General features: G+C 43.1%; 11 protein-coding genes. 8 read left to right on the forward strand and 3 right to left on the reverse strand.

Features of this window, described 5'->3' with window-relative positions:
* Positions 1 to 13 precede the first annotated feature (13 nt).
* Positions 14 to 1600 (forward strand): arylsulfatase, encoded by a 1587-nt coding sequence (locus tag PQO01_RS16505; RefSeq protein ID WP_274315204.1) that lies wholly within the window; start codon positions 14 to 16, stop codon positions 1598 to 1600.
* A 13-nt stretch (positions 1601 to 1613) separates the two neighbouring features.
* On the opposite strand, the gene PQO01_RS16510 is transcribed toward PQO01_RS16505, so the two are convergent.
* Positions 1614 to 2441, reverse strand: coding sequence for a helix-turn-helix domain-containing protein (locus tag PQO01_RS16510; RefSeq protein WP_274315205.1), 828 nt, complete (start codon positions 2439 to 2441; stop codon positions 1614 to 1616).
* Positions 2442 to 2705: 264 nt separating this feature from the next.
* Here PQO01_RS16510 and PQO01_RS16515 point away from each other — a divergent pair, with 264 nt between their 5' ends.
* Genes PQO01_RS16515 through PQO01_RS16535 form a run of 5 tightly spaced genes read left to right on the forward strand, consistent with a single transcriptional unit; the run spans position 2706 to position 9411 of the window.
* The gene (locus PQO01_RS16515) at positions 2706 to 3359 is read left to right on the forward strand and encodes a cyclase family protein (RefSeq protein ID WP_274315207.1); all 654 of its coding nucleotides are present in this window, start codon (positions 2706 to 2708) and stop codon (positions 3357 to 3359) included.
* 21 nt (positions 3360 to 3380) lie between these two features.
* The gene (locus PQO01_RS16520; protein ID WP_274315209.1) at positions 3381 to 4742 is read left to right on the forward strand and encodes a hypothetical protein; all 1362 of its coding nucleotides are present in this window, start codon (positions 3381 to 3383) and stop codon (positions 4740 to 4742) included.
* Positions 4743 to 6128, forward strand: coding sequence for a tripartite tricarboxylate transporter substrate-binding protein (locus tag PQO01_RS16525; protein WP_274315210.1), 1386 nt, complete (start codon positions 4743 to 4745; stop codon positions 6126 to 6128).
* Positions 6128 to 7636 carry a tripartite tricarboxylate transporter permease gene (locus PQO01_RS16530; RefSeq protein ID WP_274315212.1) on the forward strand — a complete coding sequence of 503 codons (1509 nt, stop codon included), beginning with the start codon at positions 6128 to 6130 and terminating at the stop codon, positions 7634 to 7636. The genes PQO01_RS16525 and PQO01_RS16530 overlap by 1 nt, the downstream gene beginning before the upstream one ends.
* A gap of 53 nt (positions 7637 to 7689) precedes the next feature.
* Entirely contained in the window at positions 7690 to 9411 is a 1722-nt protein-coding gene (locus PQO01_RS16535) for an arylsulfatase (RefSeq protein WP_274315213.1), read from the forward strand.
* Between the two features lie 68 nt (positions 9412 to 9479).
* Here PQO01_RS16535 and PQO01_RS16540 read toward each other — a convergent pair whose 3' ends face one another.
* Both PQO01_RS16540 and PQO01_RS16545 read right to left on the reverse strand, forming a co-directional pair.
* On the reverse strand, positions 9480 to 10379 hold the full coding sequence (locus PQO01_RS16540) for an alpha/beta hydrolase (protein ID WP_274315214.1): 900 nt from the start codon (positions 10377 to 10379) through the stop codon (positions 9480 to 9482).
* Positions 10380 to 10660: 281 nt separating this feature from the next.
* Positions 10661 to 11653, reverse strand: coding sequence for an IS30 family transposase (locus PQO01_RS16545; RefSeq protein WP_274312668.1), 993 nt, complete (start codon positions 11651 to 11653; stop codon positions 10661 to 10663).
* A 269-nt stretch (positions 11654 to 11922) separates the two neighbouring features.
* On the opposite strand from PQO01_RS16545, the gene PQO01_RS16550 reads away from it, so the two are divergent.
* Together PQO01_RS16550 and PQO01_RS16555 are read left to right on the forward strand one after the other, a co-directional pair.
* The gene (locus tag PQO01_RS16550) at positions 11923 to 13794 is read left to right on the forward strand and encodes a sulfatase (RefSeq protein ID WP_274315215.1); all 1872 of its coding nucleotides are present in this window, start codon (positions 11923 to 11925) and stop codon (positions 13792 to 13794) included.
* Positions 13795 to 13868: 74 nt separating this feature from the next.
* Entirely contained in the window at positions 13869 to 14612 is a 744-nt protein-coding gene (locus PQO01_RS16555) for an endonuclease/exonuclease/phosphatase family protein (protein ID WP_274315216.1), read from the forward strand.
* The last annotated feature ends 12 nt before the right edge of the window (positions 14613 to 14624 follow it).

The following is a 14624-nucleotide window of genomic DNA, read 5'->3' on the forward strand; positions in this document are numbered from 1 at the left end:
AAAGGAATCAAATATGAAAGGTTTTGCAACATTAATCTGTCTTCTGTTTAGCTTTACGACTTTGTTAGGCGAGTCAAAAAAGCCAAACATCATTTTCATTCTCGTGGATGATATGGGTTATAGTGATATAGGATGTTATGGTGGCGAAGTTAAAACTCCAAACCTCGACCGCCTGGCTCAAAACGGGCTGCGCTTTACCCAAATGCACAACACTTCAAAGTGTTTCCCTTCACGTGCGACATTACTTACTGGTCTATATGCTCAGGACTGTGGCATGTCCCAAAATTTCGAAAAATTCTCTAATGCCGTGACTTTAGCTGAAGTTTTAAAATCAGTGGGGTACCGCACTCTGGCATCGGGCAAACACCATTCAAGAGAGTCTTTATTTGACCGTGGTTTCGATCGTTATTTTGGTCTTTTAGATGGTGCAACTAATCATTTCAATCCCGGATTAACTCGCGATGGTGATGTGAAACCCTCTCAGAAAAAATACGGCCAACGCCTTTGGGCCATCGATGATAAAGTTTTGAAGCCCTACACACCAAAAGAAAAAGACTTTTATTCAACCGATTATTACACAAAGTATGCCATTGACTACTTGGAGGAATACAAAAATGAGGATAAGCCATTCTTTCTCTATTTGTCCTACACTGCACCGCATGACCCACTCCAGGCCTGGTGGGAAGATGTGGGAAAATATAAAGACACTTACAAAGTTGGTTACGAAGCCATTCGCTCTGCACGAATTGCTAAATTAAAGCAATTGGGCCTTATTCATTCCGATGTTTCAAAAGCGGTTCACAAACCCTGGGATTCACTGGATGAGAGAACTAAAGAAATCGAAGCCCGAAAAATGGCTATTTACGCCGCTATGATTGATCGTGTCGATCAGAAAATTGGTGAACTCATCACTAAACTCGAAGAGTTGGGTGAATTGAACAACACCTTGATCATGTTTGCTGCTGACAATGGTAATTCTGCAGAAAATGCTGAGAAAAGTGTTCAGAAAGGAAATACTGTAGAAGATGGTTTTCCACTGGATAAAATTCATACTATCGAGTACTGGGCGTCTCTGGGGAAAAACTGGGCGAATGTGTCTAATACCCCTTACGTTTCATATAAAAACAGCAGTCGCGAAGGGGGTATATGTACACCATTCATTGCTCATTGGCCAAAAGGCATCGCTAAGCCTGGCTCAATTAATAAAAAGTTCACTGGGCATTTCATTGATGTCATGGCAACTATTGTTGATATTACCGGCGCTCAATACCCTGCAGAGTTTAAAGGACAAGAAGTTAAGCCAATGGCTGGCGTGAGTTTTTTACCACAGTTGAAAGGAGACCTCAACTCTGTTCGCAACAAAAACATCTACTGGCAATGGTCAGTTGGCAAGGCTGTTCGCCAAGGAAAATGGAAAGCAGTTGCAGGTGGTTCCAAATGGAGCTTATTCGATATGGAGCAAGATTGCAACGAAACCAATGATCTCGCTAAAGATTTTCCCGAGAAACTTGAGTCAATGAAAAAGCAATGGCAGGATTGGTATGCATCAACGTCTGCTCCTGCGCTGAAGGCAAAGGGGAAAAAGAAGGGAAAGAAATAAAGTTGCAGGCTGCTTAGCAATCAGGGAATGCTCGGTATTGAAGAGGAGTGACGCCAATAAACTTTTTGAATTGTCGGCAAAAATCAGACACGTCGGGATAAGATAATTCAGCAGAAATTTCTAATACAGACCGCTTAGAATTCAAAAGTAATTCACGCGCTCGCTCAAGTCGTTTATTGATTATATAGCGCCCGGGAGAGGTGTGGGTGATTTCAGTGAATTTAAAACGAAAACTGGAAACACTCATAGCACAATAATTAGCTATGTCTTCGAGCTTTATTTTTGCTGATTGATGTTCGTCAAGATAGGCATCAACTTTACTTATCAATGGATCACTTTGCTCAGCATTCATAATGATTCGGCTAATAAAGGCTTGCATCTCATTAGAAATCTCCAAAAGCTTATCGTCGGAATATTCCATCATCATTTTTTTGATTTTCAGACAAGTCGCAATAAAGCGTTCGCCATCCCCATAATTTTTTAATATAGGATCACTTAAAACAGGGCTTTGACTCACGGTTTTAAGCAAGTCAAAGACCTGATGCGGAACAACCAAAACCGCCATTCGGGCTTGCTCATTCCAGCTGATCTTATGCCTTTGAGCTGGGAAACGTTGAACGATATCTCCTGATTCAAAAGGTATCTCCTGCCCACATGAAGTTTGGTAAACACCAGAACCATCGATCATGTACATGATGATATACTCACTAGTTTCAGCAACTTCCTGACCTATTTCTCTGATGCGAATTCCGCAACGAAGTTTAGGCAGGGAATTCTCTCCCGTAAACTCTTGTCGGTACAAGCGTCTTACAAAAAAAGGTTCTGTATTCTTATGTTTCATTGCGGAAGGCCTCTATATTTTCGAACACGGTTTATTAATCCTCTACTAAAGTCAAATAAACTTTTAGCTAAATAAAATAATCATATATAACAAATATAATATTTTTAACTAAGCTCAATTATTGTAATTATCTACTTTATATCATATATACAAAAATCACATATAACAATTTATATAACACAACTAACATTGTCCCTTATCAACATTGATATATGATGAGATAAGTCCAACTCATCAATCCTTTAATACTTTGCCACATACAATATGAAATATCTCAGCCATTTCCTCAATAAAAACACCCCTTTATATGGGAACCGTAAAGAAAATTTAAGCATAGAAAATGCCAGCTGTATTTGCAGTGGTGCAGTGGCCAATTCTTTGAAAATATCTTTTAACAATCATGTCGGGACTCATATCGATTTGCCCAAGCACTTTGATGATAATGGCCCCCTTTTAAATGATTACCCAGCGGATTTTTGGAAGTTTAGCAGTATTGAACTTTTAGACCTTCCCTGCCAGGAAGAATATCTCATTTCCATAGCAGATTTAGAAGGTAAGATTTCTGAAAAAACAGATTTCCTCATCATTAGAACAGGTTTTGAAAAGTTTCGCTATGAGGAAGCCTACTGGAAACACAATCCAGGAGTCGATAATAAAGTGGGTCTTTGGCTACGAGAAAACTTTCCCCAACTACGAGCAATAGGTTTTGACTTTATATCACTCAACTGTTTTCAGAAACCTGACATTGGTACTATTTCTCATCGTGAATTTCTCTCTATCGACTACACTGGTCATCCGATTCTTATCGTAGAAGACATGAAATTAGCAGAAATTACTGGACCGATAGATTCTTTAGTCGTAGCGCCATTACTGCTTGATAAAGCCGACGGCGTACCCGTAACTATTTTTGCCTTTTAATCAATTCAATCAGGACAAGTCATGAAGACCAATGGAATCACCATAATGCCCGAATATATACAAAGTGAAGGTATCGAGGCTATCCTTAATCGTTGTGAAGAAGCGGGCATTCGCCAAATTGCGACCTCACCGTATTACATGCATGAGGCTGAAGAAGGTTGCGGTTACCGCGAACCACCTATTGACGCCGGTAGTGGCAAAGTTAGATTACTGGACCGTCCATTGTGGGGAAAGAATGAGGTATGGTTTACCGTAACGCCATCCTTCAAACCGAACATTTCTCTATATGAGGGTTTGGCTTATGAACCCATGCCCTGTGAAACCGAACCTGGCACATTACTGCATTATTTTATCGATGCTGCTGCCGAACGTGGTATCGAAGTGTATTTTCAAATTATGGCAGCGATTCCACCGGCTTTGCGTGTGCAAGATGGTAACCCGTTGCCAGCCGACCTCCCCTTGTTACCTGATGGCAGTTCACTTAACAAGCCTCTGGCTCGTAACGGCTCTTTGGCTTCGTCAGAATTATTGAAATACACTCAATCCCTAAGTTGTGATCTAATCGAACAATACCCAAAACTGGCAGGAATTCGTTTCGATTGGCCGGAATATCCCTGCTACCACCTGGATGCAACATTCACTGATTTTAATCCGCAAGTACGCCCGATTGCCGAAGCTGCGGGTTTTGACTTCGACAAGGTTCAACAGACCGTTGACAAACTGTGGCAGCGACTGAAAAATCTCTCCAACGCAGATTTGGATGTAGACAGTCTTTTTGACTTATCCGACGACCTGCACACTATTGAACAATGGCAGCGCATGAAGGCCTATTTGGCGACACGATACAATCAAGCCCTGTGCGAATCCGTGCAAAAGAAGGGTAAAAAAGCCATCTTACATGCCTTTCCACCTCCTTTTTCCGGTCTGACCGGCTTCGACTTTGCTCAGTGCCATGAACTTGCCGATGGCATTGGTATGAAACTTTACACCATGCATCTACCAATGATTATGAATCATTATGGCAAACAATTAATGCAATGGAACCCTCATCTCAATGAAGAACGTTTAACAGCTAGCCTTAATCGATGGCTGGATCTCACCGATAAGCCGCTTAAGTCCTTAGCTGATTATGCCTACCCACAACCGGAAAAACCGCATCAGGTAGATTACACCGCACAGATCCGCAAAATCCAGGCTGCAAGATCCCGCTCTAGCAAAATCCACACAATGGTTCATACTTATGGGCCGGTATCCGACTTCGCGGAACGCCTCGCTCTTTCTCTGAATCATTCTCCAGATGGTATTTGGCTGAATCGATACTGTTACCTAGATGACACGAAACACTCTATACTTGTCGAAACAATGGAAGGAGTCACTAATTAAATGAGACTCATCAAATATTTTCTAAGGGTACCGGATCGCCTTATAGGACGATCAATATTTATGATATTGGCCACTTTGTGCATGACAGTAAGCTATGGACAAGATGCTGAGTGGCCTCAGCGTCCGGTTCGTGTCATTGTTCCCTTCAAGGCGGGCGGTGGCAGTGATACCTTGGTGCGTGTACTGCAGAAGTCTTTCCAGGACAATGACACCCTGCCCCACGGCATGGCGGTGATCAATGTTGGTGGCCATTATTCTGCGGGCTGCAGGAAAGCACTCCATGAGGCACCAGATGGTTATAATTTCCTAGTTGTACACCGAGCAATGATGGGTGGCAAGGCGACTGGAATCATTGATTTCGGTCATGAAGATTTCGAAGCTGTGGCAGAGGCCTCCAGCTTCTCCCTCGTTTTAGCTGTAGGACGCGATGCGCCATGGCAGACCCTTGACGACTTGCTCGATGATGCACTTAAACGGCCAGGTGAAATTGTCTTTGGTTGTAACAAGGGAGCACTCAATCATATGGCCGGCGTATCAATTGAGGGAATTCGTCCCGGTGCCGCATTCAATTACGTTCAAATTGGTGGCGGTGCAGCTAATTTTGATCAAATCAAAGGTGGACACGTATCAGTCAGTGTCTTCGGTGCCTCTGAGTATGTGAGTTTCAAGGACGATCTGAGACCATTGGCCTATACAGGTTCAAGTCGACACCCATCCATACCGGAGATCCCAACATTAAAGGAACTTGGGCACGACCTCACCTTTTCTATTGGCAGTTGGTGGTTTGCACCAAAGTCGACGCCACAAGTGGCTATTGATGGCATGGCAAATGCCCTTGAGCAGGCAATGAACGACCCCGAGGTCCAGGAACAATTAATAAATAGAGCCTACGATGCCAGTTTTTTCCGTGGAGATGAATTTACTTCACGCCTGAATAGTAATTGGCAGCAAGTGCAGGAAATCGCGCCGAAGATGAATGTGGGCGTCGGTAGCTTTGTCGTTCCTTCACTGATTATCGGAACGACCTGTTTACTGATCTTTATGGTGATTATCAGTCACTTGCGGGAGAAGCGACACCAGCGAATTGACGCCGAAAATAATACTGAACTTGAGGATGATAGTGAAGCATCCTCCTTTATTCCGCGACCATGGCTCGCCTTTGGCTATCTCGCTATGACAATCCTTTATACAATTCTCCTGGCTTTGCGCATCAGTGGCTTTGCTGTCTTGAGCTCAGTCTTTGTCTTTTTGGGAATTGCTCTATTGCTTCGATTCAATAAGACTCAGTTGTGGGTCGCTTTAGCATTGGCATTGATCATGGGCTTTGGCTGTGAGTACTTATTCACCGAGATCTTTACTTTAGATTTACCCACAGGAGCTGCATAATGAACGATCTGATACAGGCCACCGGCGAACTCTTTTCTTTTCTGCCCTTACTATTTCTGTTTATCGGAGTATTGCTGGGCATTGTGGGAGGGGCTTTGCCTGGCATTACCGGCGCCATGATGATTGCGCTCTGCCTCCCCTTAACATTTACGATGGAGCCGACAAATGCACTGACATTATTGATTAGCATCTATGTCGGTGCGATAAGTGGTGGGCTCATTACCGCTACGCTAATGCGAATGCCGGGGACACCGGCGGCTGTTATGACCACGCTGGATGGTTATCCTTTGGCACAGAGTGGACAACCTGGCCGGGCACTCGGCTTGAGTATCACGGCTTCCTTTGTTGGCGGCCTAATCTCATTCATTTTCCTTGTCCTCTTATCGCGACCCTTATCTGAGTTCGCCAGCCGATTTGGCCCATACGAACTCTTCTCCTTAGTGATGATGGCCTTGGTATTAATGGCCTCAGTCAGTCAGGGCTCAATGCTCAAAGGGCTGCTATCCGGCTTCCTCGGAATGGTAGTTGCAATTCCCGGCACAGATCCCTCCACGGGCTTCCCGCGACTCACCTTCGGTGTAACTGAAATGAACAGTGGGTTCGGCATGCTACCGGTATTAATAGGGGTGTATTGTATTAGCCAATTACTTAAGGATATCGTGGAAATCGGCCGCAAGCCTGTATCGTCCAATGCGACTAAGACGGGCATATTTATGAAACTGAAAGATTGGAAAGATCAAGCCGTCAACCTTATACGTTCCTCGCTCATCGGAACCTGGATAGGTATCCTGCCTGGCATTGGTGCCAACATCGGCTCGGTCGTGGCCTATTCGGCAGCTCAAAAAATGTCTAAAACACCCGAGAAATTCGGCAAGGGCTCAGAAGAAGGCATCGTCGCTTCAGAGGCAGCCAACAACGCCACTGTTGGCGGTGCTTTGATTCCACTGATCGCCATGGGCATTCCCGGAAGCGTCATCGACGCCATTCTGATTGGAGCATTGATGATCCACGGCATCACGCCAGGACCCTTGCTGTTTAAGCAGGAACCACAATTAGTGTACGGCATGATGTCGGCCTATTTTATCGCCAATATCATCATGTTTGTACTGATGATCCTACTGGCAGCAAGGATTGCCAAACTGATGTTTGTTAATCGCGCCTGGGTCTTACCGCCGATTACGGTACTGTGTATTCTAGGTGCTTACGCAACCAGCAACAGTTTCTTCTCGGTTTGGGTGATGTTCGCTTTTGGCGTATTTGGCTATTTCTTGGACCGTTGGGGAGTGCCATTGGGACCCTTTGTGATTGGATTCGTATTAGCCCCCATCGCCGAAACAAAACTACGCTCAGGTCTTGGTATTCATAGGGGAGACATCACGCCCTTGTTCACCAGCCCGCTCAGCTTGACCTTCTTAATCCTATCCGCTGTGTTGTTATTCTGGCCCATATTGAAACCCCTATGGGGAAAACTAAAAGATAGATCGCAAAAGACCCCAAGCCCATCATAAGACATTCTTTTATTATCTAACTTTCCTAATTAATTGATTTATAAGGAGAAAAAGTGAAAAACAATCCCTTGAAAAATGTATCCCGTTTAATCTTTGCGGCTGCCTTGCTAACAACGCTAATCGGCTGCCAATCAACACAAAATGCAAGCCACAAAACTGAAGCTAAGAACAAACAGCCCAATATCATTGTGATTATGGTCGACGACCTGGGGTATTCGGATCTGGGGAGCTTTGGCGGTGAAATCGAAACACCTCACTTGGACAGCTTGGCCGAGGATGGTTTGCGCATGACGCAGTTTTACAATTCGGCCCGTTGCTGCCCGTCACGTGTCAGTTTGCTAACTGGACTGCACCCCCAACAGGCAGGCATTGGCAATATGCTAATTGATCGTGGCTTCCCTGGGTATCGCGGTGTGATAGCCGACCACTGTGTCATGGTTCCCCAGCTGCTGCGTGAAGCTAATTACTTCACCGCTGTCTCCGGCAAGTGGCATGTCAATGTGCCAGGACCAATGTCGCGAGGTGTGGATGCTTATTACGGCTTCAAGAACATGCGTGCGCACAGCGAAGACTCCTGGGACGAAGGAGCATTCATTCGTCTACCCGAGGGAGAAGACAAGCGCTCTTACAAACCGGGCACTTTTTATGCTACAGATGCCATTACAGACCATGCGATTGATTTCCTCGCCGAAGCTCGTGAGCGCAAGCAACCCTGCTTTCTCTATATGGCATATAATGCACCACATTTCCCCTTGCACGCCCCTAAGGAATTGATCGATAAGTACCAGAAGACTTACGAAAAAGGCTGGGATAAAATTCGCGAACAACGCTATCAACGTATGCAAAAAATGGGACTAGTGAGCAAGCATTGGCCACTCACACCCAGAAGTATCGTTCTTCCCAACCGAATATCGGATGCACAAGGTCTTAGCAATACGCGCGTACCAGCATGGGATAGCCTGGATGAGGAGCGTCGCATTGATTTGGCTAGACGTATGGCCACTTATGCGGCCATGGTCGATTCAATTGATCAAAATATCGGCCGAATGATTGACGACTTAGAAAAGGCCGGCGAATTGGATAATACGCTGATTTTATTCTTTTCCGATAATGGCGCCTCAGGCGAACATGTACCTTTTGGTTTTGATATTCCCCCGGGAGAAAACAAATTCAACAAAGTCCCCATTTTAAACACAGGCAAGGCACTGGATAACATGGGCCAAGCAGGTACTTACATGGGCTATGGCACCGGTTGGGCTTGCGCCAGTAATACCCCCTTGAGTTTTTATAAGCGTTATGTGCATGAAGGGGGCATATCAACACCCTTTATTGCCCATTGGCCCAAAGGTATCCGTCGATCTGGAGAAATCGATAGACAGCCCGCTCATATCACCGACATCATGGCCACTTGTGTGGATATCAGCGGTGCGAACTACCCTAGACAATTTAACGGCAATAAGATCCTGCCAATGGAAGGACTGAGCTTGATGCCGATCTTCAAAGGCGAGAAGGCACCCCCACGTACTTTATGCTTCGACCATGAAAACACACGAGCCGTTCGCCAAGGAAAATGGAAGCTGGTTAAACTACGAGAAGAAGCTTGGGAGTTGTACGATATGGAACAGGACCGCGTTGAAATGAATAACCTTGCGAAAAAGCATCCTCAACGTGTTGAAGAAATGGCTGCTATTTGGAAAGTCTGGGCCAAGCGCTGCCAGGTCTTGCCTGGCCCGATATTCCCAAAATCAATTCCTGCCCCACCCGGGAAGCAATAAACTGGAAAGAAGTAAGTACTTTCCAAAAAAGGAAATTTAATTACTAAAGCTCTCGCTCTGAAATAAAATTACTTCTTAGCGTCAATGTAAGCCAGAGAAACGAGGAATTTATCAACGGCTTCGGTGGTTTTGTCCAACCAGGGCTGATTGTTGAAGAAGCCGTATCCCTGTTTATCGGCGGTATACATCTCGGCACGAAGGCCAAGTTCATTCGCCATCTTCATATAGATATCACCACCTTCCTTAAGTTTATCTGCTGTACCAAAGAGAATGAGTGCCGGTGGTGTCTTTGCATCTACATGATCAAGCGGTGACATTTTCTTAAGTCTCTCCATGGACATTTGCCCCTGTGCCACTCTTTCTTGAGCCTTGGAAAAACTCGATTTAAAAAGTGCGGGGTTATAAAGTACCATGACCTGAGGTATACAGGAAATCGATTTGTCGTCACTTGAAGCATCAAGTCCCTGCTTGATAGAGGTACAAAAGGCCAAATGTCCACCCGCTGAACCACCGGCAGCAATGACTTTATTTGTATCAATCCCCAGTTTAGCCGCATTTGCACGAAGCCAGCGTACGGCGCTGCGTGCATCCTCGACACATAGATTGGGACTTACACCATCTTTAGTTTTCACTCTGTAATCTGCACGCGCCGTAACAATTCCCCGTGAGGCAAAGTAGTCTGCCTGAATTAGGAATTGTTGAGTAGAACCGCCCTTCCAGCCTCCACCAAAGAAAAAGATCATAACTGGACGATTATCACTTGCTTTCCAGTCTTTAGGAAAATGGAAGTGCATCTGTAATTCGCGTTTAGCAATTGTTTTATACACCTCAGTTTTCTGAGTAAGTCCAGGTGCAGGAATGTATTTAACTCCTCTAAAGCCCGCTTGGGTTTTATTCGTATCTGCCATTAATACACTTGATAAGACCAACAAAGAACTAATAATCACTTTATAAACATCTAATTTCATCGTTGTACCCCCTGATTTTTAGAAACCTTTTTCTTAAAAGTTTTTTTAGTGAATTTTTCATACTATACGCAAATTAACACTTAATTTGGACACTATTCAGTAAGAAACTTTAATTTTCTTCTAAGCGAACAGACCACCCCGTCTCCCGCACAAGGCAAGGAGGGGAATTTCTATTGTAACATTAACCGAGGGCAGTTTGATCAAAAATCTTAAGATAATTTACCTCCAGTAGTTCAAATCATAGAAAAATAAACTTTGCCCAAATTTAATGAATCTTGAATTCAACTCATAAGTGCAACACCCACTTTTTTTGTTAAATCAATTCCAGTTAGTTTCTGAAATACTTCATAAGGTGTTTTAAACTTCAAGCATTTTCGAGGTCTATTATTAAGCTTGTGAACAGCAATTTCAACCTCTGAAACATTAACTTTATCAAGAGGCATATTCTTAGGGAAATATTGACGTAGCAAACCATTGGCATTTTCATTCTGCCCTCGCTCCCATGAATGATATGGTTTAGCAAAATAGCTTTTACATTCCAAGATTTCAGAAATACTTTCATGTTTAGCAAATTCTTTCCCATTATCAAATGTTAGGGTATGAACTTGTTCTTTAATGGGTTTTAACAAATTAATGATGGCTTCACTAACTAAAGAAGCCTTTTTTTGAGAAACAGGCAGTGCTAATCGTACTTTTGATTTACGGTCATCCATTGTTACTATTGCGCCTTTATGAGCTTTCCCTATGATTGTATCAAGCTCCCAATCACCAACTCGTTCTCTTTTATTAGCCGCTTCAGGGCGCTGATCTATATCAACTCTGTTGGGAATGCCATTCCTACTGTGTTGGTTACCATATCGCTTACGGTAAGGTTTACCTTGATGTCGAAGCAATTTATACAATTCGCCTCCAGACTGCTTGTCTTTGAGAATGTATTGGTAAATGGTTTCATGATGAAGAGACACTGCCTTATCATCTTTTAATCGACCTACTATTTGTTCAGGGCTCCAATCCATTTCAAGATGTTCATTGATATAAGTCTTAATCTCAACGTTTAACTTAACTGCTTTCGCTTTCTCTTTTTGTCGCCTTTGAGCTAGTTCATTAGCCTGTTTATTACGATATCCACGTTGGCCTATATTACGATTAATCTCACGTGATAACGTACTTGTTGAACGACTGAGCTTTTTTGCTATTTTATTGAGTGATTCGCCTGCCTTTCGCTCTAACTCAAGGTAATGTCTTTCTTCAAGACTCAGGTGTTTATAGGACATGATAGTCTCCTCTGTGTTTAGTTTGGTCACTAATACAGATTACATCTGAGTCTTGTTTTACTCGATATCTTACATACTAGTGACTAACAGAGGTGTTGCACTTACTACTCGAATTCAGCAATTAAGATTAAACTATTTTATGTGATTTGCGTAATATCTGCTGATTTCATCATATAGACTAAGTAAGAAAACATTTTGCCCGGTTCTTGATCCAACTCCTATATATGTTTGAGTTCTGGGCTTTTTTAATTTCAACAAGTAGGTTTTAAATGAAGAAACTCTTATTATCGACCTTAGTATTTTTTTCAGCACTCGTTTATGCTGAAGACTTTGATTTAAAGGGTCAAGTCAAAAAACTGGATTCTAAGCCAGGTGCATTTCAATCTAAGAACTTCACCATATCAGTCAAAGACAATACCTTTATTAAGGGTTCAGATGCTCTGCTCAGCTTCGATTATTTCGATGATAAAAAAACGACAATTACCATAACTTACTCTACTTCAGAAAAACTCTACGAAATGCTGTCTGATCCTTTGAAACGACGTACGGTCGATATCATTTCATGCCGCGGCACTCAAACCTGGAAAACTTATTACGTAAGACTCGACAAAGTCAACTTCGACAAAGAGTTCGCTAAGCACCATATCAATATCTCATCGAAAGATGGCATGGCAAAAATCCATAATCTTTCTTTACAAAATGCGCCAGCAAAAAAAGTCATCAAAGCCCAAAAAGATCGACTCAATGTTTTAATGATTGTTTCTGACGACTTAAATGATTACATCAAAGCTTACGGTGATCCACAAGCTGTAACGCCAAACGTCGACAAGTTACTTTCAATGGGAACACAGTTTAACAAAGCTTACTGCCAGTATCCAGTCTGCGGTCCATCGCGTGCTTCATTCTTATCTGGTCTATACCCAGAAAGTAGTCTCGTTATCGATAACACTCAATACCTTAGAGATGTTAATCCACAAGCTGACAATATGCTTGAGCACTTCCGTAATAATGGCTACTGGACAGGCGCAGCTGGAAAGATCTTTCACAGTAAATTCGGTATGATGGAAAAAGGCATTAGCTTGGACGAATATGAAGCCTTTGAAAACGCCGAAAACCCCCAACGCCTCTTATTGAAAAAGCGTTGGGAAAGCGAAGGAAAACCAGGTGATTTCAAAGCTTATTATAACAAAAATAAAGTAAGGGATCAAGCGGACCTTGTACTCGGTTACGGCACAGAACTTAGCGATGATCAACACGGCGATGGCCGTAACGCTCGTAGAGTAGCTCAGTGGATTAAAACTAATGCAGCTGGTGATAAGCCCTTCTTTATGGCATGTGGCATCGTAAAACCCCACACGCCATTTTACGCACCAAAAAAATACTTAGACCTCTACCCGAAAGACAAGCTCATCTTTGATGACGTCCCTGAGGATGACTGGTCCAATAGACCCAAAATTGCCGGTGTTAAACGCTATGAAGCTTTTCGAGGAAAACTCGGTGTAAATGATCGCGAAAATCGCAAATATTACCTCCAGTCTTACCTAGGCTGTATCAGCTTTATGGATGCTCAGGTTAAAGTGCTCGTGGATGCGCTCAAAGAAAGTGGACAAATGGATAACACGGTGATTGTTTTCATGAGTGACCACGGTTTTCAAATCGGTGAGCACTTCATGTATGGCAAAGTGACTTTATTCGAAGAGTGTGCACGCGTTCCTTTTGGCATCGTTTATCCTGGCAACCCTGGTGCTGGAAAGCAAACGGATAGCCTAGCTGAACTCATCGATGTTTACCCCACTCTAGTCGACCTTTGTCAACTTCCTCAACCCAGCCACGAGCTCCAGGGTAAAAGCCTGGTTCCTGTAACTAAGGATACTTCACACCAAGTTAGATCCGAGGCTTACACCGTTGTCCAACGCGGTAAACTTATGGGTCGCGCTATCCGTAAAGACTCTTGGGTTTATGCTCACTGGGGCAGCGACAAAGATGTGGAGCTCTATAACATGGACAAAGACCCAAATCAGTACAATAACTTGGCGAAGAACCCTGAGCACTCAAAAATCCTCAAAAAAACGGAGCAAGTTCTCAAACAAAAAGCCTCTGAGCAAACTCTCAATCAAAAACAACTCATTGGTCTAAAATGAGATTCACATTTTCATTTTTTGTCCTATTGAGCCTCAGCTCTTTTGCAGAAAGCGCAAAAGAGTCAATGAATATAATGTCATTTAATATTCGCTACGGAACAGCTAAAGATGGCGCAAATCATTGGGACAAAAGAAAACATCTCGTTCATGGACTCATCAAAAAACATTCTCCGGATATTATGGGGGTTCAGGAAGCCCTTGATTTTCAAATGCAGGCACTGCAAAAGCATATGCCCTCCTATTCCAGTTTAGGAATCCCGAGAGGAACAGAAGGTAATAACGAATACAGCGCCATCTTTTACAAAAAAGATCAATATTCCGTTCTAGATCATGGTACATTTTGGCTCTCAGATACACCGGATAAACCGAGTACATCATGGGGAAATAAATTTTATAGAATTTGTACCTGGGCAAAATTCCAAGCAAAAAATTCAGGAAAAACCTTTTACGTTTTCAATACGCATTGGGATCACAAATCAAAAGAATCTCATATCAATGCAGTCAAACTTATGATGAGTAAATTTGAAGGAATTAATGCCCCCATCTTTATCACGGGCGACTTTAATGCCGGGGAAAAAAGTAAGGCAATTTTAAAACTCAAAGAAAATGGTTTTAGAGATAGCTACAGAGTTTTACATCCAGATGAAAAAGTTGTTGGAACTTTTAATGCCTTTAAAGAAAAGAGAACTGGCAGCAAGATCGATTACGTATTTGTCTCGAAAAAAATCAAAGTAAAATCGGCAGATATCATCAAGAACATCGAAGGTGAACCTTCCCCCTCTGATCACTTCCCAGTCTTCGCCAAAGTCGAGTTTTAATCAACTCTCTAA

This window comes from Lentisphaera marina (assembly GCF_028745505.1).
GTDB lineage: Bacteria > Verrucomicrobiota > Lentisphaeria > Lentisphaerales > Lentisphaeraceae > Lentisphaera > Lentisphaera marina.

Coding starts and splice junctions, on each gene's coding strand:
- PQO01_RS16505 (WP_274315204.1), top strand. CDS start 14: ATGAAAGGTTTTGCAACATTAATCTGTCTTCTGTTTAGCTTTACGACT.
- PQO01_RS16510 (WP_274315205.1), bottom strand. CDS start 2,441: ATGAAACATAAGAATACAGAACCTTTTTTTGTAAGACGCTTGTACCGA.
- PQO01_RS16515 (WP_274315207.1), top strand. CDS start 2,706: ATGAAATATCTCAGCCATTTCCTCAATAAAAACACCCCTTTATATGGG.
- PQO01_RS16520 (WP_274315209.1), top strand. CDS start 3,381: ATGAAGACCAATGGAATCACCATAATGCCCGAATATATACAAAGTGAA.
- PQO01_RS16525 (WP_274315210.1), top strand. CDS start 4,743: ATGAGACTCATCAAATATTTTCTAAGGGTACCGGATCGCCTTATAGGA.
- PQO01_RS16530 (WP_274315212.1), top strand. CDS start 6,128: ATGAACGATCTGATACAGGCCACCGGCGAACTCTTTTCTTTTCTGCCC.
- PQO01_RS16540 (WP_274315214.1), bottom strand. CDS start 10,379: ATGAAATTAGATGTTTATAAAGTGATTATTAGTTCTTTGTTGGTCTTA.
- PQO01_RS16545 (WP_274312668.1), bottom strand. CDS start 11,653: ATGTCCTATAAACACCTGAGTCTTGAAGAAAGACATTACCTTGAGTTA.
- PQO01_RS16550 (WP_274315215.1), top strand. CDS start 11,923: ATGAAGAAACTCTTATTATCGACCTTAGTATTTTTTTCAGCACTCGTT.
- PQO01_RS16555 (WP_274315216.1), top strand. CDS start 13,869: ATGTCATTTAATATTCGCTACGGAACAGCTAAAGATGGCGCAAATCAT.